Genomic DNA, 25,253 nt, shown 5'->3' with positions numbered 1-25,253 from the left:
GCGCCTGTCGGCGCGCTGTGCTGCCTGAATCCACTCCATCATCCCCGCGCCCAGCAGACGCATGTCGACCCAGCACGCCTTGTTGATCTCCCTGATCGAAAAGCCTTCGTCCGGCTATGACCTGGCGCGGCGCTTTGACCGCTCCATCGGTTATTTCTGGCATGCCACGCACCAGCAGATCTATCGCGAACTGGGCCGCATGGCGGACAGCGGCTGGATTGCCGCCGATGAAAGCGACGCGGCCGAAGGCGAGGCCGCGGCCGACCGGCGCAACCGCAAAAAGGTCTACCGGGTGTTGCCCGCGGGCCGCGACGAACTGGCGCGCTGGGTGCTGGCGCCGGGCGCGGGACTGGACCAGCGCGAGGAGATCCTGGTCAAGCTGCGCGCCGATGCGGTGATCGGCCCGCTCGGGCTGACTGACGAGATGCGGCGGCTGATCGCGCTGCACCGTGCCCGCCTCGAGACCTACCTGGCAATCGAGCGGCGCGATTTCTCGGCGCCGGACATGGACCGCGCGCAGCAACTGCGCTATGCGCTGCTGCAGCGCGGTATCCGCTTCGAGACCGACTGGGTGGCGTGGGGCGAGGCCCTGCTGCCGCTGCTGTAGCGGCAGCGCGGACCCGATCTCTGCGCGCTCAGGCCAGGTCGACCGCGCGCGCGCCGGCCGGGCTGGCTTCGCCCAGTCCCAGGCGGCGGCGCGCCAGCGCGTACTCCTCGGCAAAGCGGCGCACCAGTTCGGCCGCCGGCACCACGCGCTTGATCGCGCCGACGCCCTGGCCGGCGCCCCAGATGTCCTTCCACGCCTTCACGCTGGTCGAGCCGAAATTCATCTTCGACGGGTCCGATTCCGGCAGCGCGCTCGGGTCCAGCCCGGCGCGCTCGATGCTGCCGCGCAGGTAGTTGCCGTGCACGCCGGTGAACAGGTTGGAATAGACGATGTCGTTGGCGGTGCTGTCGACGATCATCTGCTTGTAGCCGTCCTGCGCGTTGGCTTCATGCGTGGCGATGAAGGCCGAACCGATATAGGCCAGGTCGGCGCCCGCGGCCTGCGCGGCCAGGATGGCGTCGCCGCTGGAGATCGCGCCGGACAGCAGCAGCGGGCCATCGAACCATTCGCGGATCTCGTGCAGCAGCGCGAACGGCGACAGCGTGCCGGCATGGCCGCCGGCGCCGGCCGCCACCGCCACCAGGCCATCGGCGCCTTTTTCGATCGCCTTGCGAGCGAAGGCGTTGTTGATGACGTCGTGCAGCACGATGCCGCCGTACGAGTGGACCGCGTCGTTGACTTCCTTGCGCGCGCCCAGCGAGGTGATCACGATCGGCACCTTGTAGCGCACGCACAGTTCCAGGTCATGCTCGAGCCGGTCGTTGGACTTGTGCACGATCTGGTTGACCGCGAACGGCGCCGACGGGCGCTCGGGGTGCTTCGCGTCGTGTTCCGCCAGTTCGGTGGTGATGCGGTCCAGCCATTCCTCCAGCTTGGGCGCGGGGCGCGCGTTCAGCGCGGGGAACGATCCCACCACGCCGGCCTTGCACTGGGCGATGACCAGGTCGGGGTTGGAGATGATGAACAGCGGCGAGCAGACCACCGGCAGCGAAAGCCGGTTCTGCAGCTGGGCGGGAAGGGCCATGGGGAAGTCTCCTGGGTAATTCCGGTGGGTCCGGTGAAGCGGTGCGGTGGCGCTGCCGGCTGGCGCGCGTCAGGCGGCGCCGGTCAGCAGGTGTTTCTGGCTCGCCAGGCGCGCGGCCATGGCGGCGGCCAGCGCCTCCAGGCCTGAGCGCGGGCGCACCATGACCTCGAACTCGGCAATGCGGCCGGCGTCGTCGAAGCGGATCATGTCGATGCCCTTGAGCGCCTTGCCGTCCACGCTGGCGCTGAATTCCAGCACCACGCTGTGGCCGTCGTCGCTGACAAAGCTGCGGTGGTAGCGGAAGTCCTGGAACACCTGGTTCACCGTGGTCAGTACCAGCGCGATGGCAGCGCGGCCCGGATACGGCGTATGCGCCACCGGCGAGCGGAACACCACGTCATCGGCGACGATGGCATCGAGCCCGGCCATGGAATGGGTGGCAATCATGTGATGCCAGGCGTCGAGCGAGGCCTGGGCGGCGGGGAGCAGGGCAGTGGTCACGGGGTCTCCTGGCGGGGCGCGGCAGTTGCTGCGGACGCGTTCCGATTCTATGTATCATATGCAACCAGTTGCATAGTGGATCGAAAGGTAGCACGCCGCGTGGTCCGCTGCAAGTTCGGCGCGCGTCGGGCGGCGCGCAGTGACGGGTTGTCTACAATAGTCGGGATCGTCCGCCGGCCGCCGGCCAGCGCGGCAGAGCAGGAGAGTCCGTGACCACCAAGCCCAGCGCCGCCCAACTCGAGCAGGCGGCCTTGTTCGATGCCGACCTGGCCGCCTGGCGCGACCACCCCGAGCGCGCGTTCGACGGCTGGCTGGCGCAGCACGGTTTTCGCCCCGGCACCAGCGTGGTCTACCGCGCGATGTGGGGCAAGCTGCTGCGCTGGTCCGCCGAACGCGGCCTGCCGCCGCTGAGCTGGTCCGCCGAGCAGATCGGCGAGTTCCTGGACGCGCAGCAGTTGCACAAGTCGCACCGCTACCGCTATGCGCGGCTGATCGAGCGGGTCTTTCACCACCTGTCGCGCTTGCGCGAGGGCATGCACAACCCCGGCAGCCAGGCGGTGCGCGCCCACCTGGCCGAGGGCGAGAACGACCCCACGGCCTTCCTGCTGCCCGGAGAACGCGATCTGCTGGTGGCGCGCATCCTCGGCCCGGCCGGCGCGCCGGCCGCTGATGCCGGCGCGGCGTCGCCGACGCAATGGAAGCGCGCCCGCGACGCGGCGTTGCTGGCCGTGCTGCTCGGCGGCGGCCTGAAGGTGGCGGAGGCGCGCGCGCTGCGCACCGACGTGATCGCCGACGTGTTCGCCGACAGCAGGCCCGGGCGCATGGCGCTGCGCATGGTGCGCCCGGACAACGGCCGGGCCTACACCGTGCCGCTGTTCCCGCTGGCCCATGCGCCGTTGCGCGCGTGGCTCGCGCTGCGGGAGGCGTCCGGCACGCTCGGCAACCTGGTGTTTCCGGCCATGCCGACGGGGCGGCCGATGCACGCGGCGTCGATCTACCGGCGCGTGGAAATCCTGCTGGATGAAGCCGGCGTTCTTGCCGGGCGCAGCGAGCGCGCGTCGCCGCAGACCTTGCGCAATACCTGCGCGGCCATGCATTTCGAGGCCGGCACGGCGCCCGCCGAGGTGGCGCAGTGCCTGGGCATGCGCGACCTGGAATCGGGCTGGCGCCTGCGCGCGGCCTACGAAGCCTGGCAGGCGCGGGCCGGGCTGGTGCGGCCGGCTTCAGCGGTTTCCGGATGAAGCCGTGCCCCGACGTCCCTGCCGGGCGCCATGGCGCATCGTGGATAATACGTACTTTGCCGCGCCGGGCACCGTAGTGCAGGTTATTTATCGCGCACATTGGGTGCCGGCGGCCGTCCGCCAACGCTGAACCGTATCCATCGACGCCATACTCAATGCCTGAAACCCTGCTGCTGACCGGTGCCACCGGCTATATCGCCTCGCATACCTGGGTTGCCCTGCTCAATGCCGGCTACCACGTGATCGGCCTGGATAATCTGTGCAACAGCAACCCGGCCGTGATCGACCGGCTCGCCACCATTACCGGCCAGGCCCCGCATTTCGTGCAGGGCGACGTGCGCGACCGCGCGCTGCTGGACCGGCTCTTTGCCGAGCACCGCATCAGCGCCGTGATTCATTTTGCCGCGCTCAAGGCGGTGGGCGAATCGGTCAGCCAGCCGCTGGCCTATTACAGCAACAACCTCGATGGCCTGCTGACGGTCTGTGCCGCCATGGGCGCGGCCGGGGTAAAACAACTGGTGTTCAGTTCCTCCGCCACGGTTTATGGCAATCCGCACACCGTGCCGATCCTGGAGGATTTCCCGCTGTCGGCGACCAACCCCTATGGCCAGACCAAGCTGATGGGCGAGCAAATCCTGCGCGACCTGGAAAAATCCGATCCGGCCTGGCGCATTGCCTACCTGCGCTATTTCAATCCGGTCGGCGCGCATGAAAGCGGGCTGATCGGCGAAGATCCGCGCGGCATTCCCAACAACCTGATGCCTTATGTGGCGCAGGTGGCGGCCGGGCGCCGCGAGCAGCTGATGGTATTCGGCGGCGATTACCCGACCGTGGACGGCACCGGGGTGCGCGACTATATCCATGTCTGCGATCTCGCCGACGGCCACCTGGCGGCGCTCAATTATCTGGGCCGGCAGGGCCGTGGCATGACCGTGAACCTGGGCACCGGGCGCGGCTACAGCGTGCTGGAGGTGGTGCAGGCCTACCAGCGCGCCAGCGGCAAGCCGGTGCCGTACCAGATCGTGGACCGGCGCCCCGGCGATATTGCCGCCTGCTACGCCGACCCGGCGCTGGCCCATGAACTGCTGGGCTGGCGCGCCCAGCATGACCTGGACCGCATGTGCCAGGACTCGTGGCGCTGGCAGTCGATGAACCCGCACGGCTTCGACGCCTGAGCCGGGCCAGTTTTCGGCCAGGCCGAACAAAAACGCCACGGAAGTCTCCGTGGCGTTTTGCCGTCTGCAGGATCGCGCGTATCAGCGGATCAGGAAGTCCTCGACCGATTTGCCCTGGGCCAGGGCCTGGGTCAGCCAGCCCGGGCGCTTGCCGCGGCCGGTCCAGGTATTGCCGGCGTTGTCGCGATAACGCACCGGCACCTTGCGGTTGGCCGCCTTCTTGCCGGCCGGGACCTTCGCGCCAAAACCCAGGTCTTCCGCGGTCAGGCCATATTGCTCGATTTTCTCGCGAATATCCGCGATCACCGCGGATTGTTCGCGCGCCTTGATTTCCTCGGCTTGCTTCTGCAGTTCGCTGATTTTCTGAACGATTTCCTGATACGTCGCCATTGCGTCCTCGGTTTCCGGTGATTGAATTGCGCTGGGTGCGCTGGTGGGCGGGGAAAATGCTGAAATCAATTATAACGGGCCGGCTGCCCGCTGCAAATCCTGGTGGCGTAATCCCGGACGGTTTTTGCGAAAATTCTTGCTGCTGATAATTGTGTGAACTTTCAGTGCCAGGGCGAGTCGCCGCGGATTTTGCCGCGCCCGGCGGTACTGCGACGGTGGGGCGCCGTGCCGAAATCCCGACGGTTTTCGCCACCGCACGGGTCGGTCGTCGTGGTGTGCGGATACCGGCCATGACATTAATCGCGCCGGCATTTACGGACAGCCCGCCACGCGGTTTCAGGCCATACCCGCCAGCCAGGCTCCCGGCGTGGCTGATATCCGACATGGCGTTTATCGCCGCTTCACCATAACCGTGCGCGCCGGACCGCGACTCAAGGATGAGGGGGGCGCGCCGTTATCCGGGCAGGGCGGATCAAAGCGGCAACGATCCTGCCGGACCGGGGCAAGGGGTGTGTCCCGCGGATTGCCAGTGTCTTATTTCATCATGTCCTTCCACAACAATATTCAGATCAAGACCCTGCTACGGGGCGCCATGGGTATCCTGTCGCTGCTGCTGTTGCTGGTCGGCGCGGCCGGCCTGTACGGCATCTCGCAGAGCAACGACGCGCTCAAGGAAACCTATGCCAACCAGCTTGGCTCCACCATCGCGCTCAGCGATGCGATGCTGGCCACCACGCGCATGCGCCTGGCGCTGGACCGCAACGTGATGCAGGGCGAGCAGGACGACCCCAAGGTTAACGTGGATCGTTCCCGCGTATTCGTGGAGGCGTCGGACGCGGCCTGGAAACGCTATATGAGCCTGCCGCAGAACGCCGAGGAAAAGGCCCTGGCCGAGGAGCTGGGCAAGCAGCGCCAGGCCTTCATGGAGCAGGGCGTGCTGCCGCTGCAGGCGGCGTCGCTCGGGGGCAACCAGGAAGAGGCGGTGCGGCTGGCAAAGAAGGTACTGCCCGACCTGCAGCGCAGCATGTCGAGCGCCCATGAAAAACTGCAGAAGTTCCAGATGGCGGCGGGCGAGGCCAATTTCGGCGCGGCGCAGGCCGGCTTTGCGCGCATCCGCATGCTGTCGATCGTGATGATCGTGCTGGGCCTGGCCGTGGCCGCGCTGTGCACGGTCACGCTCAACCGCGCCATCGTCGCGCCGGTGCAGGAGGCGCTGGCGGTGTTCGAGCGCATCGCGCGCGGCGACCTGACCGCGCGCATCACCAGCATCTCGAAGAACGAGATCGGCCGCATGATGCAAGCGCTGGCCGCGATGCAGTCGAGCCTGTCGGGCATCGTCGCCGAAGTGCGCAGTGGCGCCGATTCGATGGCGTCGGCCACGCAGCAGATCTCCACCGGCAACCTGGACCTGTCCCAGCGCACCGAGGAGCAGGCCTCGTCGCTGGAAGAGACCGCCGCGAGCATGGAAGAGCTGACCACGGTGGTGCGCCAGAACGCCGACAATGCGCGCCAGGCCGGCGTGCTGGCGGGCGAGGCCTCGCAGATCGCGCTCAAGGGCGGCGAAGTGGTGGGCCGCGTGGTCGACACCATGAACGAGATCAACGGCGCCTCGCGCAAGGTGGTGGAAATCATCAGCGTGATCGAGGGCATCGCCTTCCAGACCAATATCCTGGCGCTCAATGCCGCGGTGGAAGCCGCCCGCGCCGGCGAGCAGGGCCGCGGCTTTGCCGTGGTGGCGGGCGAGGTGCGCAACCTGGCGCAGCGCTCGGCGTCGGCCGCCAAGGAGATCGAGGCGCTGATCAGCGAGTCGGGCCAGCGCGTGGAGAGCGGTACCCGGCTGGTGGCCGAAGCCGGCCAGACCATGGGCGAGATCGTGCAGGCGGTGCGCCGCGTGACGGACATCATGAACGAGATCGGCGCGGCGTCGCAGGAGCAGACCAGCGGTATCGAGCAGGTCAGCCAGGCCGTGACCCAGATGGACCAGGTGACGCAGCAGAACGCCGCGCTGGTCGAAGAGGCCGCGGCGGCGGCGGGCGCGCTGGAAGAGCAGGCGCAGAAGCTGAAGAACGTGGTGTCGGTGTTCACGGTCAACCCCGCGGCGGCCCCGGCCATCGCGGCCAATGGCGGCGCAAACGCCGCGGCAAGGACGGCGGCATCCCCGGCGCCGGTCACGCCCGCCGTCGCCAGTGCCAGCCCGGCCCCGCGCACCACGACGGTGCGTAAGGTGGCGCTTGCCCCGACCGCGCGGCCCGCGGCCAGGCCGGCCAGCAGTGCGGCGGCCCTCCCTGCAGCGCGCCCCGCGGCGCGTCCGGCAGTGGCCGCGGCCGGCGGCGATGATGACTGGAGCGCGTTCTGATCCCTGCGTTCGAGTCATTGCCTTGTTCACACGGCGACTGCAAGATGACATGATGCGGGGTTTGCCCCGCGTCCTGACCGTCTTCGCGCATCTTCATCATCATCGCGCAGCCCAATGATTGCCCTGAGTTCCGTCCTGTTGCTGCTGGCTGCCCTGCTGGGCGTCGCCGCCGCCCTCGGCATTCGCGCCGGGCGCGCGGACCAGCCGGCCGGCAGCCGGTCGCTGCGCGTACTGACGTGGTCGGCGGCGCTGCTGTCGCAATTGAGCATCGGCATGCCGGTGCTGGTGGTGGGCCTGTCGGGCAGCGTGCCGGCCGTGCAGGACACGGCGCAGCTGGCAGCCAGCTTTGCCGCCGCGGCGGCGGCCACCACGGCGGTCAAGCTGCTGGTGCAGTGGCTGCGCCAGGGCGCGCGCCTGTGGCGCGGCGCGGCGCTGATGGCGGTGCTGGCCGGGGCCGGGCTGGTGGCGGCCGCCGGCACGCACCTGGGCCGCTCGTGCGGCGCCGGCACCGTGACCGCGCGCGACTGCATCGATGCCGCCGGCCTGCCGCATCCGGCCTGGCTGGCGGGCGGGCTGACCGCGCTGTGCGCGCTGCTGTTCGCCGTGCACCGGGCGCAGTCGCGCGGCTGGCTGCCGGCGCCGGCGCGCGCCGAAGCCATGCTGGCCGACGAACTTGCCGATGACCTGCCGGTGCTGCATCGCGGCGCCGAGCCGCGGCTGGCGCGGCGCGGCGCGCGCATCCCCGGGCGACCGGGCCGGCTGACCGTACGTGCCGCCGCGCGTGGCCAGGACACGGTGGGCGAATACAGCGTGGCGACGGTGATGCCGGACCGCGTGGCCTTTGGCCGCTGGCTGGACCAGGCCATCGGCCAGGCCCGGCTGGCCGAGACCGGCTGCGCCGTGCTGCTGATCCATATCGCCGATTACCGCGAAGTCGACGAAGTCTTCGAAGTGCGCGCCGACGATATCCTGGCCCAGGACGCCGGCGCGCTGGCGCAGGCCGTGCTGGAGCCGCACGACTTCCTGGCGCGGCTGGCGCGCGACGAATTTGCCGTGGGCGTGCCGGAACTGGTCCACCATGGCCGCGCGCAGGAACTGGGCTCGCGCATGCTGGGCTCGCTGGCGGAGTTCATCGCCGCGCGCGGGCTGCAGATGCAGATCGGCGTGAACATCGGCATCGCCATCTATCCGCGCGACGCGCAGACTTCCGAAACGCTGATGCAGGCGGCCCGCGTCAGCCTGGCCGAAGCCCGCCAGAGCGGCTCGAACCAGGTGCGCCTGTTCAACAGCGCCGCCGGCGAACGCGCGCGCCGCACCCGCGTGATCCGGCGCGACCTGTGGGTGGCGATCCAGGACGATACCCTGTCGCTGCAGTTCCAGCCCAAGTACGACGCGCGCCGCCGCACCGTGGTCGGCGCCGAGGCCCTCTGCCGCTGGCGCCATCCCGCGCTGGGCCAGGTCAGCCCGGCCGAGTTCATCGCCGTGGCCGAGCAGTCGGGCCAGATCGACAAGCTCGACGACTGGGTCCTGACCAGCGTGTGCCGCCAGGTGCGCCAGTGGCGCGACGCCGGCGTGCCGACCGTGCCGGTGGCGATCAATGTCTCGGGGCTGCGCTTTGCCAGCCGCAACTTCCCGCAATACCTGCTCGAGCAGATCCACCAGCACGACATCCCGCCGTCGGCGATCACGCTGGAGATTACCGAGACCGCGGCGATGAAGGACATCGGCAAGTCGCTGGAAACGCTGGCCGAACTGCAGTCGCTTGGCATCCAGGTGGCGCTGGACGACTTCGGCAGCGGCTATTCCAGCCTGGGCTACCTCAAACGGCTGCGCGTGGGCACGCTCAAGATCGACCGCACGCTGATCGGCGGGCTCGATACCGATGCGCAGGGCCGCGCCATCGTCGGCTCGATGGTGGCACTGGCGCACGAGCTGCGCATGAAGGTGGTGGCCGAAGGGGTGGAATCGGCCTCGCAGCTGGACATCCTCAACGACATGGGTTGCGACGAAGTGCAGGGCTACCTGCTGTCGCTGCCGCTGGACGCCGCAGGCTTCGGCGAGGCCTTGCGCGCGCAGTCGGCGGCCTGACGCCTAAAGCCCGGCCGCCGCGCCGCCGATAACCGGTCTGGCAGGCTGGCCCGCATTGGCCAGCCCTGCGCCGGCCCGTCCGTCGCCGGCGCGCGGCCCATGCCATCGATCTTCCTGGCGGACCCACCCCGTTCCTGCACCTCCGGAGGCGCCCATGTCATTGCCCAGCATCCTCGTCGTCGACGATTCGCCCTCGCTACGCCGCATGATCGGCGCCTGCCTGCGGGCCGGAGGGTTCGACGTGACCGAGGCCGCGGACGGCGACCAGGCGCACGCGCTGGCCGTCGCCGGCAGCTTCGGCATGCTGGTCACCGACCAGGTCATGCCGGGCATGGACGGCCTGACGCTGATCCGCAGCCTGCGCGCCACGCCGCGCTACGCGCGCATGCCGATCCTGATGCTGACCACCGAGCAGGACGGCAGCATCCGCGAACAGGCCCGCGCCGCCGGCGCATCGGGCTTCCTGCCCAAGCCGTTCGACCCGGACGGGCTGATGCAGGCGGTGGGCGCGCTGCTGGACGCGGCATCCCCTACGTCGGAAGGGTAAGGAAAGACCCGGCGTCGCCCTTCAGTCACCCCCCGATGCTGCCGTAAACACTGGTGGGCGAAGTCACGCCCCGGCGCAGCCAGCGGCCCCTGGCCACTGCTGCGCCAGACACCAGCATGAGCCAATCTTGGGGGGCTAGACGATGCAGCACATCGACAAGGCGGACGGCGCGGGCGAGGAGTTCCTGGCCTTTACCCTGGGCCGCGAGGAATACGGCGTCGATATCCTGAAGGTGCAGGAGATCCGCGGCTACGAGTCGGTCACCCAGATCGCGAATGCGCCCGACTACATCAAGGGCGTGATCAACCTGCGCGGCATCATCGTGCCGATCATCGACCTGCGCATCAAGTTCCGCCAGCCCAATGTCAGCTACGACCAGTACACGGTCGTGATCATCGTCGACCTCAACGACCGCACCACCGGCATCGTGGTGGACGGCGTTTCCGACGTGCTGACGCTGAGCGCCGCGCAGATCAAGCCCACGCCGCACTTCTCCGGGGAACTGGCGACCGACTACATCCGCGGCCTGGGCTCGGTCGAGCAGCGCATGCTGATCCTGGTCGACATCGAGAAGCTGCTCAATACCGAAGAACTGGCCGCGCTGGAAGCGGTGTCCTGATCCTGCCGCAGCGTCCTCCGCCGTCCGGCACGCGCCATCCGCGCGCCGGCCCGAACCCACCCGCGGTGCGGCCGCATGGATCCATGCGCCGCGCCACGGGCACGCAGTACAGACTTAGATGCGAAACAACCAACCCGTTACGCAGCGCGAGTACCCGCTGTCTCCGTCCGACTACCTGATCTCGCGCACCGACCTCAAGGGCCGAATCACCTTTGCCAACCGCACCTTTATCGAGGCCAGCGGCTTTACGGCGGAAGAATTGCTGGGCGCGCCGCATAACCTGGTCCGCCACCCCGACATGCCGCCCGAGGCGTTCGCCGACCTGTGGCAGGACCTGCAGGCCGGGCGCACGTGGATGGGCGTGGTCAAGAACCGCCGCAAGAACGGCGACTTCTACTGGGTCAGCGCGACCGTGACGCCGACGCGCGTCGACGGCCGCGTGGTCGGCTATACCTCGGTGCGCTCGATGGCGACGCGCGAGCAGGTGCAGGCCGCCGGCGCCGCCTATGCGCGCTTTCGCGCGGGAAGTGCCGACGGGCTGGCGATCCGCCACGGCGCGGTGGTGCGCACGGGCCTGCGCGGCCTGGTGCAGGGACTGCTGCGGCTGAACCTGAAGCGCCGCATCCTGTGGGCGCAGGCCGGCGGCCTGGTGTGGTTCCTGGCCGCGCTGGTCGCGGTGGAAATGCTGGGCGGCGCCGCCGCGGCCAGCTTGCGCCCGTGGCTGTGGGGCGGCTTTGCGCTGGCGCTGGCGTCGTCCTTCGCCGCCGGCACCATGCTGCTGGCGCGCGTGAACCGGCCGGTGCGCGACATGCTGGACTTCGCGCTGCGCATGGGCGCGGGCGACCTGACCACGCGCTTCGAGCACCGCAGCGCCGACGAGATCGGCGCGCTGGCGCAGGCGATGCAGACCATGCAGCGCAGCCTGCTGTCGGTGGTGCATGAGATCCAGGAAGGCATGGCCAGCATCTCGACCGCGACGCGCCAGGTGGCCGCCGGCAACAACGACCTGTCGCAGCGCACCGAGCAGCAGGCGGCATCGCTGGAGCAGACCGCATCGAGCATGGAAGAACTGACCAGCACCGTGCGGCAGAACGCCGACAACGCGCGCCAGGCCAGCGGGCTGGCGGCCAATGCATCGGACACGGCGCTGCGCGGCGGCGAAGTAGTGGGCCGGGTGGTGCAGACCATGGACGAGATCAACGATGCGTCGAAGAAGATCGTCGACATCATCGGCGTGATCGAGGGCATCGCCTTCCAGACCAACATCCTGGCGCTGAACGCCGCGGTGGAAGCCGCGCGCGCCGGCGAACAGGGCCGCGGCTTCGCGGTGGTGGCGGGCGAGGTACGCAGCCTGGCGCAGCGCAGCGCCAACGCCGCCAAGGAGATCAAGGGGCTGATCGGCGATACGGTGGCGCGCGTCGACAACGGCTCGGCGCTGGTGGGCCAGGCCGGCCAGACCATGGAAGAGATCGTGCAGGCCGTCAAGTCCGTCACCGACATCATGGGCGAGATCAGCGCGGCGTCGGCCGAGCAGAGCTCGGGCATCGAGCAGGTGAACCAGGCGGTGGCGCAGATGGACGAGGGCACGCAGCAGAACGCGGCGCTGGTCGAGGAAGCCGCCGCCGCGGCCGGCGCGCTCGAAGAGCAGGCGCTGCGGCTGCGCGATGCCGTGGCGACGTTCCGCGTCAGCATGCAGGCGGAGGTGCGGCCGCAGCGCCAGCCCGCCTCTGCGCGTGGCGATGCGATGCCGGCACGGGCCTGAGGCCCCGGCACCCGCACGGTCGGGATCGAAGTAAAGGCGGGCGCGGCATGCCGCGCCGCCAGCGTACAGAGGGTGCGGCAGGCCGTGCCCGAGGCTTCAGTTACAAGGGGGAGTTGCTATGCATTGGTTCAATCAATTGCGCGTCACGACCAGGCTGGTTGCCGGATTCCTGGTGGTTGCCGTGATCGGCGCCGTGATGGGGCTGCTGGGTGTCGTCAACATGGGCCGCATGGCCGACTGGACCGGCAAGATCTACAACGACGACCTGCGCGCACTCAAGGCGGTGCAGGACGCCAACATCAACCTGGTCTACGCCAGCCGCTCGCAGATCGCGCTGCTTTCGGCATCGACCATGGGCGAGCGCTCGCTCGAGAAGGAGCAGATCGCCAAGTCGCTGGCCGCGATGGACGAACGCATCCGCCAGGTGGCCGGCGCCTTCGAGAGGCCCGAGGGCAAGGCGCTGCTCAAGCAGTACCAGGACCTGTCGCCGGCGTTCCGCGCGCGCATGGAAAAGTATGTCGAGCTGGTCAGCAAGCAGCCGCTCGATACCTCGCAGTTCGAGAGCCAGGTGTTCTCCGAAAGCGCCGACCTGCTCAAGGACAGCCACGCGCTGGAAGCGGTGATGTTCGAGATGGTCAAGCGCCGCGACAACCGCGCCCGCAGCAACATGGAAGAAGCGCGCAGCGTCTACGACAGCACCCGCCTGTGGATGCTGGGGCTGGTGCTGGGCGGCCTGGCGCTGTCGGTGCTGCTGGGCGTGCTGCTGGCACGCGCGCTGTCGCGCCAGCTGGGCGGCGAGCCGGCGTATGCCGCGGCCATCGCCGCGCGCATTGCCGAGGGCGATTTCTCGCAGCCGGTGGCCACGCGTGCCGGCGACAAGAGCAGCCTGGTGTTCGCGATGCAGCAGATGCAGGCGCAGCTGTCGCGCATGGTGCGCGATTTCAAGGCCTCGGCCGAGTCGATCGGCAGCGCCTCGCGCGAAATCGCAGCGGGTAACAACGACCTGTCGCAGCGCACCGAGCAGCAGGCGGCATCGCTGGAGCAGACCGCGTCGAGCATGGAAGAGCTGACCAGCACGGTGCGCCAGAACGCCGACAACGCGCGCCAGGCCAGCGGGCTGGCGGCCAATGCATCCGACACGGCAGTGCGCGGCGGCGAAGTAGTGGGCCGGGTGGTGCAGACCATGGATGAGATCAACGATGCCTCGAAGAAGATCGTCGACATCATCGGCGTGATCGAAGGCATTGCGTTCCAGACCAACATCCTGGCGCTGAACGCAGCGGTGGAAGCCGCGCGCGCCGGCGAGCAGGGCCGCGGCTTCGCGGTGGTGGCGGGCGAGGTGCGCAGCCTGGCGCAGCGCAGCGCCAACGCGGCCAAGGAGATCAAGGGCCTGATCGGCGATACGGTGGCGCGCGTCGACAACGGCTCGGCGCTGGTGGGCCAGGCCGGCAAGACCATGGACGAGATCGTGCAGGCGGTCAAGCGCGTGACCGACATCATGGGCGAGATCAGCGCGGCATCGGCCGAGCAGAGCTCGGGCATCGAGCAGGTGAACCAGGCGGTGGCGCAGATGGACGAGGTCACGCAGCAGAACGCGGCACTGGTCGAGGAGGCCGCCGCCGCAGCTGGCGCGCTCGAAGAGCAGGCCAGCCGCCTGCAGTCCGCGGTGGCGACCTTCCGCCTGGCCGCGGAGGACGAGCGCGCGGAGCGTTTCGAGGTCATGCCGGCCGTGCCCGTCAAGGCCCAGCGCACCGCGGGCGCGGCGCGTGCCATCGCCGCAAGCAAGCGCGTGGCCAAGCTGCCCATGGCCAAGGCGGAAGCCGCGGGCGCCGATGAAGCCCCGCGCGACGCGGCCGACCCCGCAGCCAGGCCGGCGCCGCGCGCAACGGCGATGACGCCGCGGCCCGCGCTCGCCGCGGCCGATAACGGCGACTGGAGCGCGTTCTGAGTGTTGCCATGACGACCGAGATCACCCTGGCCTTGCCGCAAGAGGATGCGGCCAGGCTGCGCAAGGAATTCGACCAGTTCATCGGGGTCTCGACCGGGCTCGACCGCGAGTTCCTGCCGCCCGAGTTCCATGATTTCCTGCGCGCGCGGCTGCTGCAGCATGATGGCCCGCTGACCGAGCGCGCGGTCTCGCGGCTGCTGTCCGGGGGTGAATACGGCTGGGCGCGCCGCGTGTTCGACAAGCAGCTGCCCAACGCGCTCGCGGCGCTGATGCGCGATGCCCAGCGCTTCGGCTTCGGCCTGGCGGTGCAGCCGGGCTGGAGCGGCGAGCAGCGCCTGGCGCATGCGCGCGAATGGGCGGCGCAGGTACTGGCCGAGTGCGGTGCCGACAGCGCCTATACCGAAGCGATGGCGACCCAGGTGGCGGCGTCGGCCGAAGACCTGCGCGCGCTGGAAGAACGCATGCGCACACCCGCCTGGCGCCTGGCCGAAAGCCTGCGCCAGCGCGCCTATGACCTGATGTACGCGCTGCAGACCGAAGACAATGAAGCCGCCGGCCGCGCGCGCGTGGGCGAGTTGCGCGGCATGCTGGGGCTGGCGCTGGAGTATGGCTCAATCCAGCCCGACGAGGCCGCGCGCGTGCTGGAACAGGTGCAACGCGTGCGCCCGGCCTTGTTCCGCGAAGCGCCCGACGACGTGTTCACGCGGCTCGCGAACTGGCTGCGCCGATTGTTCGGACATTGAAGTCGGCACCGCCGCATGGCGCCCGTGCAAGCCGGATTTTGGACAGTATTACGAACACCGTGCGCGGCGATACACTCCGCGCGGCCGTCGTCAATAGAGGAATCCAGCAGGCTACCGATAGCGTGCCGGCGCGTTTGAGGCAGAGGGCTTTTGCTCGTGCTGTCTTGAGCGAAATCAAAAGTCATACGTGTGACTTGTTACAAAATGCGCAGGGCCAATGTATCTTTCATGCGACATTGGTTTCCCCCCCGCGTAAGTAGGGATTGGCATTGCGGGGCGAATGCCGATATAAACGTAACGGTCTTGCTTACACTCTGTAACACTTGTAACGGAGTTGATTACAGTTGGACTTGGGCGTAGTTCCTTAGTCGTACGTTGTACCCGCCCAGCCGCATACAAACGATCTGGTCGCCGGGCCCCGAAGGGCAACGGTAAGCGCCGGACAAGCGGCCACGGTGGGTTTTTGGTAGCGGGGATAAATTGGAAAGCAGTGAAGTTCTCCAGGAGATCAGGGAGGTTAACCTCGCCTATCTGCTGCTCGCGCAACGCCTTGTGCGCGAAAACCAGGTCGAAGCCATGTTCAGGCTTGGGGTCAGCAAGGAAATCGCGGATATCCTTGCCAAGCTGACCTCGGCGCAACTCGTCAAGCTGGCGGCATCCAACATGGTGCTGTGCAGGTTCCGCTTCGACGACCACGCGCTTCTGTCCACTCTCACCCATACGGCCAAGAGCCATGACATGCAGCAGATCCACGCCGCGATCCTGCTCGCACGTCAGCCTGTGGAGTCGCTCAATTGACCGCGCTCCTGCAGGCCGAGCCAAACCGGAGCTACACGGCCACCTCCGTTCCCAGCCGCAAGAGCGTGCTCCAGGACGCCAACCAGACCCAGCTCGCGATCGAGCTGATCGGCCTGGGCGCGCGCCTGCAGGTGCTTGAAGCCGAGACCACGCTGTCGCGTGACCGGCTGATACGCCTGTACAAGGAGCTGCGCGGCGTCTCGCCCCCCAAGGGCATGTTGCCGTTCTCGACCGACTGGTTCACCACCTGGCTGCCGAATATCCACTCGTCTTTGTTCTTCTCTGCCTACCAGTTTATGGTGCAGGAAGGCGAGACCGTGGGCATCCGCGCGGTGGTGGCCGCCTACCGCCTGTACCTCGAGCATGTTTCGCTGCTCGGCGGTGAAATTGTCTTAAGTTTCACGCGGGCCTGGACGTTAGTACGGTTCTTCGAGAGCAACATGCTGCAACTGTCCCGGTGCACGTGTTGCGGCGGGCAGTTTGTCACGCACGCGTATGAGCCGCACGCGAACTTCGTGTGCAGCCTGTGCCGTCCGCCGTCGCGCGCAGGGAAAGTGAAGAAGCTCTCGAAAGACGCCGCCGCCGTGCAGACCAACGCCTGATCCTGGTCAAGGTCCGCCGGCTGGCAAGCTTGCTGCGCTGGCGGACGGATTCTCTCCGTGCGCCCGTGCCGCGGGCCAATGAGCGTGGCTGACGCGCGTTTTTAGACGGGGATCCGATCGTGCTAGTAGTTCTTGGCTATGTCGTCGTGGTAGCGGCGGTGCTTGGCGGTTACGCCATGACCGGCGGCCATATGGGCGCGCTGTATCAACCTGCCGAAGTGGTGATCATCGCGGGCGCCGCCATCGGCGCCTTCATCGCCACCAATACCGGCAAGGCCATCAAGGCCACCGCGCGCGCGCTGCCGGGCCTGTTCAAGAGTTCCAAGTACAAGAAAGAGCTGTACCTGGACGTCATGTCGCTGCTGTACGTGCTGCTGTCCAAGGCACGGCGCGAGGGTATCCTGTTCCTGGAAAAGGAAATCGCCGATCCCGCCGCCAGCAGCGTGTTCAGCCAGTACCCGCGCATCCTGTCGGATCCGGTGGTGATGGAATTCCTCACCGACTACCTGCGCATGATGGTCAACGGCAACATGAATGCGTTCGAGATCGAGGCCCTGATGGACCACGAGATCGAGACCTTCCGCCATGAAGCCGAGATTCCCGCCCATGCGCTGTCGCGCGTCGGCGATGGCCTGCCCGCGTTCGGCATCGTCGCCGCGGTGATGGGCGTGGTGCATGCGCTGGGTTCGGCCGACCTGCCGCCGGCGGAGCTGGGCGCGCTGATCGCGCACGCCATGGTCGGCACCTTCCTCGGCATCCTGCTGGCCTACGGCTTTATCTCGCCGCTGGCCGCGCGCATCGAGCTGCAGGTGTCCGAGAACGTCAAGGTCTACGAGTGCATCAAGGTGGTGCTGCTGGCTTCCCTGAACGGCTACGCGCCGCTGGTGGCGGTGGAGTTCGGCCGCAAGGTGCTGTACTCCACGGTGCGTCCGTCGTTCCTCGAGCTCGACGACCACGTGCGTGAAGTCAAGAGCCTGAACTAAGGCAGCCGGCAACGCACGCAGCAAGGGGCACCACATGAGCAGCGCACACGATATGCGTCCGATCATCGTCCGCCGGGCGAAGTCGCACGCCAGGCCGCACGGCAACCACAGCTGGAAGATTGCCTACGCCGACTTCATGACGGCGATGATGGCGCTGTTCCTGGTGCTGTGGCTGCTGTCCAGCGCCAACAAGAAGACGCTGGAAGGCATTGCCGAATACTTCCGCATGCCGCTCAAGGTCGCCATCGTCGGCGGCGAGAAGAGCAGCCAGTCGCCCAGCGTGATTCCCGGCGGCGGCATGGACGTGATGCGCAAGGACGGCGAGATCATGCGCGCGCACGACAACGACCCCAGCGACGAACAGCGCCGCAACGAACAGCAGGAAGCGCAGCGCCTGCGCGCGCTCAAGCAGCGCCTGGAACAGATCATCGAGAACAACCCGGTGCTGCGCCAGTTCCGCCCGCAGTTGCTGCTGGACATCACCAGCGAAGGCCTGCGCATCCAGATCCTGGATACGCAGAACCGGCCCATGTTCCGCACCGGCAGCGCCACCGTCGAAACCTATATGCGCACCATCCTGCGCGAGATCGGCCCGGTGCTGAACGAGCTGCCCAACAAGGTCAGCCTGTCCGGCCATACCGACGCGGCCAACTATTCCAACGGCGAGCGCACCTACAGCAACTGGGAGCTGTCCGGCGACCGCGCCAACGCCTCGCGCCGCGAGCTGATCGCGGGCGGCATGCAGGAAGGCAAGGTGCTGCGCGTGCTGGGCCTGGCCGCGACCATGCCGCTGGACAAGAGCGACCTGCTCGCGCCGATCAACCGCCGCATCAGCATCGTGGTGCTGAACCAGAAGGCGCAGGCCCGCTTCGAGGCCGAAAACGCCAGCGCCGCCGAGGTCACGGTGGCGGCGCAGGCCGGCAAGGCCGCGCAGGAGATGCAGGCAGGGCTGGCGGCAGCGTCGGCACCGGCCGCGGCATCGGCACCAGCACCAGCACCAGCGCCGGCATCGGGCAGCAAACCATGACGCAGGACCGCTGCCGCAGCGTGCCCCGCGCCGTAACCAAGTGACTCAGGACGCCATGTCTGTCGATATCGATATCACTCAGTTTTACCAGACCTTCTTCGAGGAAGCGGAAGAGCTGCTCGTTGAAATGGAGCAGCTGCTGCTCGGCCTGGACATCGAGGCGCCCGATGCCGAGCACCTGAACGCGATCTTCCGCGCCGCGCATTCGATCAAGGGCGGTGCCGCCACCTTCGGCTTCGCCGCGCTGACCGAGACCACCCATATCTTCGAGAACCTGCTGGACCGCACGCGCCGGCAGGAACTGGCGTTGACCAGGACCATCATCGACACCTTTCTGGAAACCAAGGACGTGTTGCAAGACCAGCTCAACGCCTACCGCAACGGCACCGAACCCGATCCGGAAACGCTGGCGCGCATCTGCGCCGTGCTGCAGCAGCTGGCGCAGGAAGCCGCCGGCCATGACGCGGCACCTGCGCTGGCGCCAGCGCCCGCGCCCGCGCCTGTCGCGGCCGCCGCCCCCGCAGCCGCCGGCGGTGGCCTGAAGATCCGCCTGATCAAGGTCTCGGCGTCCGACCAGGCGCTGCTGCGCGAAGAACTGGCCAACCTGGGCGAGATCACCGGCCAGCAGGAAACCAATGGCGAACTGGTGGTGTGGCTCAACACCCAATGCAGCGCCGACGACATCATCGCGGTGTGCTGCTTCGTGATCGACATCGACCAGATCGTGATCGAAGCCGCGGCCGATGCGCCGCAGGCGGCGCCGGCCCCGGCAGAAGTTGCCGTTCCCGCGCCAGCGCCGGTGGCTGCTGCGCCCGCGCCGGCCCCCGCCGCGCGCGAGAAGGCCAAGGCCGCCCCGGCCCCCGCGCCCGCGCACGGCGAAGGCTCGATCCGCGTGCCCACCGAGAAGGTCGACCAGATCATCAACCTGGTGGGCGAACTGGTGATCACGCAGTCGATGCTGGCACAGACCGCCTCGTCGCTGGACCCGGTGCTGTTCGACCGCCTGTTCTCCGGCATGGGCCAGCTCGAGCGCAATGCGCGCGACCTGCAGGAAGCGGTGATGTCGATCCGCATGATGCCGATGGACTATGTGTTCTCGCGCTTCCCGCGGCTGGTGCGCGACCTGGCCAGCAAGCTCGGCAAGCAGATTGACCTGGTCACGTTCGGCAAGGCCACCGAGCTGGACAAGAGCCTGATCGAACGCATCATCGATCCGCTGACGCACCTGGTGCGCAACAGCCTGGACCACGGCATCGAAACCCCTGACAAGCGCGTCGCCGCCGGCAAAGACCCGACCGGCCAGCTGGTCCTGTCCGCGCAGCACCATGGCGGCAATATCGTCATCGAAGTCAGCGACGACGGCGGCGGCCTGAACCGCGAGCGCATCCTGGCCAAGGCCATCCAGAACGGCCTGCCGGTGTCCGACACCATCACCGACGAGGAAGTCTGGCAGCTGATCTTCGCACCGGGCTTCTCCACTGCCGAGGTCGTCACCGACGTCTCCGGCCGCGGCGTCGGCATGGACGTGGTCAAGCGCAACATCCAGGAGATGGGCGGGCATGTGCAGATCAGCTCGCGCCCGGGCCTGGGCACCACCATCCGCATCGTGCTGCCGCTGACGCTGGCGATCCTGGACGGCATGTCGGTCAAGGTGGGCGAAGAGACATTCATCCTGCCGCTGAACTGCGTGATGGAGTCGCTGCAGCCCAAGGCCGAGGACGTGCATACCGCAGCCAACTCGGACCGCGTCATGCACGTGCGCGGCGAATACCTGCCGCTGCTGGAAATGCACCGCGTGTTCAACGTCGCCGACGCGCTGCAGGAACCGACGCAAGGCATCGCCGTGATCCTGCAGGCCGAAGGCAAGCGCTTCGCGCTGCTGGTGGACCAGCTGATCGGCCAGCACCAGGTGGTGCTGAAGAACCTGGAAACCAACTACCGCAAGGTGCCGTGCATCTCCGCGGCAACCATTCTTGGCGACGGCAGCGTGGCGCTGATCGTCGATGTCGGCGCGCTGCAGCGCACCGGCGTGCGCCGGCAGGAACCGGCGCTGCAGCAGTAATCGACCCATCACAGGAGAACAAGAGATCATGGCCGGCATCGGACACATCGATACCCCCGGAAGCGACGCTTCGGGCCAGGAGTTCCTGGTCTTCACGCTGGGGTCGGAGGAATACGGCATCGACATCCTCAAGGTGCAGGAGATCCGCAGCTACGAGACCGTTACGCGCATCTCCAGCGCGCCCGACTTCATCAAGGGCGTGACCAACCTGCGCGGCGTGATCGTGCCCATCGTCGACCTGCGCCTGAAGTTCCGCCTCGGCAACGTGCGCTACGACAACCAGACCGTGGTCATCATCCTGAACGTGGCCGGCCGCGTGGTCGGCATCGTGGTCGATGGCGTGTCGGACGTGCTGACGCTGACCGGCGATGCGATCAAGCCCGCGCCGGAATTCGGCGTGTCGATCTCGACCGAGCACCTGACCGGCCTGGGCACCATCGACGGCCGCATGCTGGTGCTGATCGACATCGAGAAGCTGATGACCAGCCCCGAGATGGCACTGGTCGAAGCCGAGTACGCCTGATCCCGCATTACCGAAGCAACAGCCCATGACGCCGTTCCGCAACGCCGCCCCCGCGCACACCGGCCCGCTCGCCGCGCCGGCCGCCCTGCTGCGGCGCGACGACGCGCGCGACTTCCTGCTGACCGAGCGGGATTTCGAGCAGATCCGCACGCTGATCCACCGGCGCGCCGGCATCTCGCTGGGCAGCCACAAGCGCGAGATGGTCTACAGCCGGCTCGCGCGCCGGCTGCGCACGCTGCAGCTGACCGACTTTGCCTCATACCTGGCGCTGCTGGAAGCGGACGACCGCTCGCCGGAGTGGGAGTTCTTCACCAACGCGCTGACCACCAACCTGACCTCGTTCTTCCGCGAGGCGCACCACTTCCCGCTGCTGGCCGAACACGCCAAGCAGGTTGGCCGGCCCTACAGCGTCTGGTGCTCGGCCGCGTCCACCGGCGAAGAGCCGTACTCGATCGCCATCACCCTGGCCGAGGCGCTGGGCGACCGCGCCGGCACCGTGCTGGCGACCGACATCGACACCCAGGTACTGGCCAAGGCCCGCAGCGGCGTCTATTCGGCCGAGCAGGTGGCGCGGCTGTCGCCGGAACGGCTCAAGCGCTTCTTCCTGAAGGGCACCGGTCCGCGCACCGGCTCGGTCAAGGTCAAGCCGGAACTGGCCGCCACCATCGCGTTCGAGCCGCTGAACCTGCTCGCGCCCGACTGGGGCATCCGCGAGCAGTTCGACGCCATCTTCTGCCGCAACGTGATGATCTACTTCGACAAGCCGACCCAGGGCCGCATCCTGGAGCGCTTCGTGCCGCTGCTCAAGCCGCACGGGCTGCTGTTCGCCGGCCATTCGGAGAACTTCTCCTACGTCACGCGCGCGTTCCAGCTGCGCGGGCAGACCGTCTATGAACTGGCACCGGGCGCGCTGTCCGCGGCCGGCCGGGGCAGGCCGTAATGCGCACGCCCCACCTGCCCGAAGCGCTGGCCACGCGCACCTACTTCGACCGCGAGTTCGGCAAGCAGGCCATCAAGCTGCTGCCCAACGAGTACTACGTGACGCGCGAAGACGTGGTGCTGACCACCGTGCTGGGCTCTTGCGTGGCCGCCTGCATCCGCGACGAGGTGGCAGGCGTCGGCGGCATGAACCACTTTATGCTGCCGGACGACGACGGCAGCGCCGACCGCATGCTGTCGGCATCGATGCGCTATGGCAGCTATGCGCTGGAAGTACTGATCAACGAACTGCTCAAGATGGGCGCGCGCCGCGAGCGGCTGGAGGCCAAGGTCTTCGGCGGCGGCGCGGTGCTGGCCAACATGACCACGCTGAACATCGGCGACCGCAACGCCGACTTCGTGCTGCGCTACCTGAAAGCCGAAGAGGTGCGCGTGGCGGCGCAGGACCTGCGCGGCCCGCATGCGCGCCGCGTCAGCTATTTCCCGATCGGCGGGCTGGCGCTGGTGCGCCGGCTGACGCGGCAGGACGACCAGGTTTCGGTGGCGCGCGACGAACGCGCGCTGGCGCGGGCCATTGCCACTTCGGCGCGCGAACCGTCGCGCTCGCCGGAACTGTTTGCGCGGCAGGTGCCATCGCGCCAGCTTCCCTGAACCCCTACAAGCAAGACCAATCATGACTGCCGCCAAGATCAAGGTGCTGTGCGTGGATGACTCCGCGCTGATCCGCAGCCTGATGACGGAGATCATCAACAGCCAGCCCGACATGGAAGTGGTCGGCACCGCGCCCGACCCGCTGGTCGCGCGCGACCTGATCAAGCGCCTGAACCCCGACGTACTGACGCTCGACGTCGAAATGCCGCGCATGGACGGCCTGGACTTTCTGGAGCGGCTGATGCGGCTGCGGCCGATGCCGGTGCTGATGGTGTCGTCGCTGACCGAGCGCGGCTCCGAAATCACCATGCGCGCGCTGGAGCTGGGCGCGGTGGACTTCGTCACCAAGCCCAAGCTGGGCATCCGCGACGTATTGCTCGAATACACCGACACCATTGCCGACAAGCTGCGCGCCGCATCGCGCGCCCGGGTACGTGCAGCCGCGCAACCGGCCACGCCCTCCGCCAGCGGACCCGCACCGGTGCCGATGCTGCGCAGCCCGCTGCTGTCGACCGAGAAGCTGATCATCCTGGGCGCCTCCACCGGCGGCACCGAGGCCATCAAGGAATTCCTGATGCCGCTGCCGCCCGACAGCCCCGCGGTGATGATCGTCCAGCATATGCCGGCCGGCTTCACGCGCTCGTTCGCGCAGCGGCTGGACGGCTTGTGCCGCATCACCGTGAAGGAAGCCGAGCACGGCGAGCGCGTGCTGCCGGGCCATGCGTATATCGCGCCCGGCGACTCGCACCTGCTGCTGGCGCGCAGCGGCGCCAACTACGTCGCGCACCTTTCACAGGAAGCGCCGGTCAACCGCCATCGTCCGTCGGTGGATGTGCTGTTCGATTCGGCCGCGCAGCACGGCGGCAAGAACGTGATCGGCGTGATCCTGACCGGCATGGGCAAGGACGGCGCGCGCGGCATGCTGCGCATGCGCGACGCCGGCGCCTACAACCTGGCGCAGGACGAACAAAGCTGCATCGTGTTTGGCATGCCGAAGGAGGCGATTGCCGCCGGCGGCGTGCATGAAGTCGTGCCCTTGCCGGCGATGACCCAGCGCGTCATGGCGCGCCTGGCCACCTACGGCACGCGCGCGCAACGGGTCTAAGCGAGCCGGCAAGCCGAAACAACAAAGCCGGACCCACCAGCCATCACTGCATTTACTGGAGTCTTTAAAGTGGACAAGAACATCAAGATCCTGGTCGTGGACGATTTCCCGACCATGCGCCGGATCATCCGCAACCTGCTCAAGGAGCTGGGTTTCGTCAACGTCGAGGAAGCCGAAGACGGCGCCGCCGGCCTGGAAAAGGCCAAGGACGGCAGCTTCCAGTTCGTGATCTCGGACTGGAACATGCCCAACATGGACGGCCTGTCAATGCTGCAGGCCATCCGCGCCGACGCCAACATCGGCAAGATCCCGGTGCTGATGGTCACCGCCGAGGCGAAGAAGGAAAACATCATCGCCGCGGCGCAGGCCGGCGCCAACGGCTACGTGGTCAAGCCGTTCACGGCCGCCACGCTCGACGAGAAGATCACCAAGATCTTCGAAAAGCTCGGCGGCTGAGGCGGAGGCGCGTTTGTCATGACCCCGACCCTGAGCAACGATTCCGCCGAACAACTGATCCTGCGCATCGGCAACCTGACGCGCATGCTGCGCGACAACATGCGCGAGCTCGGCCTGGACAAGGAAATCGAGCGCGCCGCGCAAGCCATCCCCGACGCGCGCGACCGCCTGAACTACATCGCCGCGATGACCGAGCAGGCCGCCGAACGCACGCTCAACGCGGTCGAACTGGCGCAGCCGATCCAGTCCGACATCGAACAGCAGGCCGAAACGCTGGATAAGCGCTGGGCCGCCTGGTTTGAAAAGCCGGTGGAACTGGCCGACGCCCGCTCGCTGGTACTGGACACCCGCGCCTTCCTGTCCGAGGTGCCCGGCCAGGCCCGCGCCACCAACAGCCACCTGCTCGACATCATGATGGCGCAGGACTTCCAGGACCTGACCGGCCAGGTCATCAAGAAGATGATGGACATGATCCGCACACTGGAGCAGGAACTGCTGCAGGTGCTGATCGACAACGTACCGTCAGAAAGGCGCGTGGAAGTGCAGGCGCCGTCGACGCTGATGAATGGGCCGCAGGTGAATCCGGAAGGGAAGCCGGATGTGGTGTCGGACCAGGCGCAGGTGGATGATTTGTTGGCTAGTTTGGGGTTTTGAGAGGTTGGTTAGGTAGGTGGTGGCAACCCTTCGGCTGCGCTGCGCGCAAGCCCTATCTCCAGGTCTTGGGCTCGGGCACGGAGTGCATCGCTACTCTCGCACAGCGTTGTTGCATGCGAGCCCACCTGCTTGTCCCCTCCCGCATGTTTTCTCCCCTCTCCCGCCTGCTGTATGGACCGGGGACATGGGTAACACATGTGCCAGGACATGGGTAACAGTCCAGTCTCCAGTTTAATAGGCTTGCTGTAGGTCTATCGTGGCCACCTTTTGATGGCAGAAGTAGACGTCAAAGGTGCCGTCCAGATCCACGCGAGGGCGCAGCGCTACGGGCGTTCCGATCAGGGCTCTTCCGACCCGGAACGTCTTTCCCCGGAAGCAGATGCGCCCACCGTCGCCCACCTTCCGCACGATGTCATCGCTGCCGTACTCGATAGGCGGGAGTTCGCGCGGCA

At 67.7% G+C, this 25,253-nt stretch carries 24 protein-coding genes and 1 pseudogene; 21 read left to right on the top strand and 4 right to left on the bottom strand.

The features are described 5' to 3' along the window. The first annotated feature begins 61 nt into the window (after window positions 1-61). Window positions 62-607, top strand: coding sequence for a PadR family transcriptional regulator (locus tag A3AG_RS0107000; protein ID WP_018004731.1), 546 nt, complete (start codon window positions 62-64; stop codon window positions 605-607). Window positions 608-635: 28 nt separating this feature from the next. Here the strand turns inward: A3AG_RS0107000 and A3AG_RS0106995 are convergent, their stop codons facing one another. Further along, complete coding sequence (locus tag A3AG_RS0106995) at window positions 636-1,631, bottom strand: NAD(P)H-dependent flavin oxidoreductase (RefSeq protein WP_018004730.1); 996 nt, start codon at window positions 1,629-1,631, stop codon at window positions 636-638. Between the two features lie 69 nt (window positions 1,632-1,700). Beyond that, the gene (locus A3AG_RS0106990; RefSeq protein ID WP_018004729.1) at window positions 1,701-2,132 is read right to left on the bottom strand and encodes a nuclear transport factor 2 family protein; all 432 of its coding nucleotides are present in this window, start codon (window positions 2,130-2,132) and stop codon (window positions 1,701-1,703) included. 209 nt (window positions 2,133-2,341) lie between these two features. Here A3AG_RS0106990 and A3AG_RS0106985 point away from each other — a divergent pair, with 209 nt between their 5' ends. Together A3AG_RS0106985 and galE are read left to right on the top strand one after the other, a co-directional pair. Beyond that, on the top strand, window positions 2,342-3,373 hold the full coding sequence (locus tag A3AG_RS0106985) for a tyrosine-type recombinase/integrase (protein ID WP_018004728.1): 1,032 nt from the start codon (window positions 2,342-2,344) through the stop codon (window positions 3,371-3,373). A gap of 155 nt (window positions 3,374-3,528) precedes the next feature. After that, window positions 3,529-4,548, top strand: coding sequence for a UDP-glucose 4-epimerase GalE (gene galE, locus A3AG_RS0106980; RefSeq protein WP_018004727.1), 1,020 nt, complete (start codon window positions 3,529-3,531; stop codon window positions 4,546-4,548). An 81-nt stretch (window positions 4,549-4,629) separates the two neighbouring features. Here the strand turns inward: galE and A3AG_RS0106975 are convergent, their stop codons facing one another. Then, window positions 4,630-4,938, bottom strand: coding sequence for an H-NS histone family protein (locus tag A3AG_RS0106975; protein ID WP_018004726.1), 309 nt, complete (start codon window positions 4,936-4,938; stop codon window positions 4,630-4,632). Window positions 4,939-5,482: 544 nt separating this feature from the next. Between A3AG_RS0106975 and A3AG_RS0106970 the strand changes: the two genes are divergently transcribed. From A3AG_RS0106970 to cheZ, 18 genes are all read left to right on the top strand, one after another. Further along, the gene (locus A3AG_RS0106970) at window positions 5,483-7,294 is read left to right on the top strand and encodes a methyl-accepting chemotaxis protein (protein ID WP_026164009.1); all 1,812 of its coding nucleotides are present in this window, start codon (window positions 5,483-5,485) and stop codon (window positions 7,292-7,294) included. A 114-nt stretch (window positions 7,295-7,408) separates the two neighbouring features. Further along, complete coding sequence (locus A3AG_RS0106965) at window positions 7,409-9,382, top strand: putative bifunctional diguanylate cyclase/phosphodiesterase (RefSeq protein WP_018004724.1); 1,974 nt, start codon at window positions 7,409-7,411, stop codon at window positions 9,380-9,382. Window positions 9,383-9,536: 154 nt separating this feature from the next. Then, window positions 9,537-9,929: a response regulator gene (locus A3AG_RS0106960; RefSeq protein ID WP_018004723.1), complete on the top strand. Its 393-nt coding sequence runs from the start codon at window positions 9,537-9,539 to the stop codon at window positions 9,927-9,929. A 142-nt stretch (window positions 9,930-10,071) separates the two neighbouring features. Continuing rightward, on the top strand, window positions 10,072-10,548 hold the full coding sequence (locus A3AG_RS0106955; protein WP_012355096.1) for a chemotaxis protein CheW: 477 nt from the start codon (window positions 10,072-10,074) through the stop codon (window positions 10,546-10,548). A 118-nt stretch (window positions 10,549-10,666) separates the two neighbouring features. Continuing rightward, window positions 10,667-12,310 (top strand): methyl-accepting chemotaxis protein, encoded by a 1,644-nt coding sequence (locus A3AG_RS0106950; RefSeq protein WP_018004722.1) that lies wholly within the window; start codon window positions 10,667-10,669, stop codon window positions 12,308-12,310. Between the two features lie 118 nt (window positions 12,311-12,428). Then, entirely contained in the window at window positions 12,429-14,258 is a 1,830-nt protein-coding gene (locus A3AG_RS0106945; protein WP_018004721.1) for a methyl-accepting chemotaxis protein, read from the top strand. An 8-nt stretch (window positions 14,259-14,266) separates the two neighbouring features. Beyond that, window positions 14,267-15,001 carry a DUF4088 family protein gene (locus tag A3AG_RS0106940; RefSeq protein ID WP_018004720.1) on the top strand — a complete coding sequence of 245 codons (735 nt, stop codon included), beginning with the start codon at window positions 14,267-14,269 and terminating at the stop codon, window positions 14,999-15,001. 480 nt (window positions 15,002-15,481) lie between these two features. Further along, complete coding sequence (flhD, locus tag A3AG_RS0106935) at window positions 15,482-15,799, top strand: flagellar transcriptional regulator FlhD (protein ID WP_010812713.1); 318 nt, start codon at window positions 15,482-15,484, stop codon at window positions 15,797-15,799. Continuing rightward, window positions 15,796-16,401, top strand: a complete 606-nt coding sequence (flhC, locus tag A3AG_RS0106930; RefSeq protein ID WP_018004719.1) for a flagellar transcriptional regulator FlhC — start codon at window positions 15,796-15,798, stop codon at window positions 16,399-16,401. Before flhD ends, flhC begins: the two co-directional genes overlap by 4 nt. A 119-nt stretch (window positions 16,402-16,520) precedes the next feature. Beyond that, window positions 16,521-17,384 (top strand): flagellar motor stator protein MotA, encoded by an 864-nt coding sequence (gene motA, locus A3AG_RS0106925; RefSeq protein WP_012355101.1) that lies wholly within the window; start codon window positions 16,521-16,523, stop codon window positions 17,382-17,384. Window positions 17,385-17,418: 34 nt separating this feature from the next. Then, the gene (gene motB, locus A3AG_RS31475; protein WP_018004718.1) at window positions 17,419-18,411 is read left to right on the top strand and encodes a flagellar motor protein MotB; all 993 of its coding nucleotides are present in this window, start codon (window positions 17,419-17,421) and stop codon (window positions 18,409-18,411) included. Between the two features lie 55 nt (window positions 18,412-18,466). Further along, a complete protein-coding gene (gene cheA / locus A3AG_RS0106915; RefSeq protein WP_018004717.1) occupies window positions 18,467-20,473 on the top strand; it encodes a chemotaxis protein CheA in 2,007 nt (668 codons plus the stop codon). A gap of 28 nt (window positions 20,474-20,501) precedes the next feature. Then, window positions 20,502-20,996: a chemotaxis protein CheW gene (locus A3AG_RS0106910; protein WP_018004716.1), complete on the top strand. Its 495-nt coding sequence runs from the start codon at window positions 20,502-20,504 to the stop codon at window positions 20,994-20,996. Window positions 20,997-21,021: 25 nt separating this feature from the next. Further along, window positions 21,022-21,936, top strand: coding sequence for a CheR family methyltransferase (locus A3AG_RS0106905; protein WP_018004715.1), 915 nt, complete (start codon window positions 21,022-21,024; stop codon window positions 21,934-21,936). After that, window positions 21,936-22,586, top strand: a complete 651-nt coding sequence (cheD, locus tag A3AG_RS0106900) for a chemoreceptor glutamine deamidase CheD (RefSeq protein ID WP_018004714.1) — start codon at window positions 21,936-21,938, stop codon at window positions 22,584-22,586. The genes A3AG_RS0106905 and cheD overlap by 1 nt, the downstream gene beginning before the upstream one ends. A 22-nt stretch (window positions 22,587-22,608) precedes the next feature. Beyond that, entirely contained in the window at window positions 22,609-23,691 is a 1,083-nt protein-coding gene (locus tag A3AG_RS0106895; protein WP_018004713.1) for a protein-glutamate methylesterase/protein-glutamine glutaminase, read from the top strand. Between the two features lie 69 nt (window positions 23,692-23,760). Continuing rightward, entirely contained in the window at window positions 23,761-24,147 is a 387-nt protein-coding gene (gene cheY, locus A3AG_RS0106890) for a chemotaxis response regulator CheY (protein WP_018004712.1), read from the top strand. Between the two features lie 18 nt (window positions 24,148-24,165). Further along, a complete protein-coding gene (gene cheZ, locus A3AG_RS0106885; protein ID WP_010812703.1) occupies window positions 24,166-24,801 on the top strand; it encodes a protein phosphatase CheZ in 636 nt (211 codons plus the stop codon). Window positions 24,802-25,032: 231 nt separating this feature from the next. On the opposite strand, the pseudogene A3AG_RS34325 reads toward cheZ, so the two are convergent. Next, window positions 25,033-25,253: pseudogene (locus A3AG_RS34325) on the bottom strand (IS481 family transposase); the annotation flags it as partial.

Origin of the sequence: Cupriavidus neocaledonicus, from assembly GCF_000372525.1 — a bacterium.
GTDB classification, from domain to species: domain Bacteria; phylum Pseudomonadota; class Gammaproteobacteria; order Burkholderiales; family Burkholderiaceae; genus Cupriavidus; species Cupriavidus neocaledonicus.
Note: the sequence above shows the minus strand (reverse complement) of the source record. Positions and strands in the feature narration are given on the sequence as shown.

Excerpts from the sequence above, each read along its gene's own strand:
- A3AG_RS0106955 (WP_012355096.1), top strand. The coding sequence starts at position 10,072 with ATGCAGCACATCGACAAGGCGGACGGCGCGGGCGAGGAGTTCCTGGCC.
- galE (WP_018004727.1), top strand. The coding sequence starts at position 3,529 with ATGCCTGAAACCCTGCTGCTGACCGGTGCCACCGGCTATATCGCCTCG.
- A3AG_RS0107000 (WP_018004731.1), top strand. The coding sequence starts at position 62 with ATGTCGACCCAGCACGCCTTGTTGATCTCCCTGATCGAAAAGCCTTCG.
- A3AG_RS0106995 (WP_018004730.1), bottom strand. The coding sequence starts at position 1,631 with ATGGCCCTTCCCGCCCAGCTGCAGAACCGGCTTTCGCTGCCGGTGGTC.
- A3AG_RS0106910 (WP_018004716.1), top strand. The coding sequence starts at position 20,502 with ATGGCCGGCATCGGACACATCGATACCCCCGGAAGCGACGCTTCGGGC.
- A3AG_RS0106960 (WP_018004723.1), top strand. The coding sequence starts at position 9,537 with ATGTCATTGCCCAGCATCCTCGTCGTCGACGATTCGCCCTCGCTACGC.
- A3AG_RS0106970 (WP_026164009.1), top strand. The coding sequence starts at position 5,483 with ATGTCCTTCCACAACAATATTCAGATCAAGACCCTGCTACGGGGCGCC.
- A3AG_RS0106895 (WP_018004713.1), top strand. The coding sequence starts at position 22,609 with ATGACTGCCGCCAAGATCAAGGTGCTGTGCGTGGATGACTCCGCGCTG.
- cheD (WP_018004714.1), top strand. The coding sequence starts at position 21,936 with ATGCGCACGCCCCACCTGCCCGAAGCGCTGGCCACGCGCACCTACTTC.
- motB (WP_018004718.1), top strand. The coding sequence starts at position 17,419 with ATGAGCAGCGCACACGATATGCGTCCGATCATCGTCCGCCGGGCGAAG.
- A3AG_RS0106945 (WP_018004721.1), top strand. The coding sequence starts at position 12,429 with ATGCATTGGTTCAATCAATTGCGCGTCACGACCAGGCTGGTTGCCGGA.
- A3AG_RS0106950 (WP_018004722.1), top strand. The coding sequence starts at position 10,667 with ATGCGAAACAACCAACCCGTTACGCAGCGCGAGTACCCGCTGTCTCCG.
- A3AG_RS0106975 (WP_018004726.1), bottom strand. The coding sequence starts at position 4,938 with ATGGCGACGTATCAGGAAATCGTTCAGAAAATCAGCGAACTGCAGAAG.
- A3AG_RS0106905 (WP_018004715.1), top strand. The coding sequence starts at position 21,022 with ATGACGCCGTTCCGCAACGCCGCCCCCGCGCACACCGGCCCGCTCGCC.
- cheZ (WP_010812703.1), top strand. The coding sequence starts at position 24,166 with ATGACCCCGACCCTGAGCAACGATTCCGCCGAACAACTGATCCTGCGC.
- cheA (WP_018004717.1), top strand. The coding sequence starts at position 18,467 with ATGTCTGTCGATATCGATATCACTCAGTTTTACCAGACCTTCTTCGAG.
- A3AG_RS0106940 (WP_018004720.1), top strand. The coding sequence starts at position 14,267 with ATGACGACCGAGATCACCCTGGCCTTGCCGCAAGAGGATGCGGCCAGG.
- A3AG_RS0106965 (WP_018004724.1), top strand. The coding sequence starts at position 7,409 with ATGATTGCCCTGAGTTCCGTCCTGTTGCTGCTGGCTGCCCTGCTGGGC.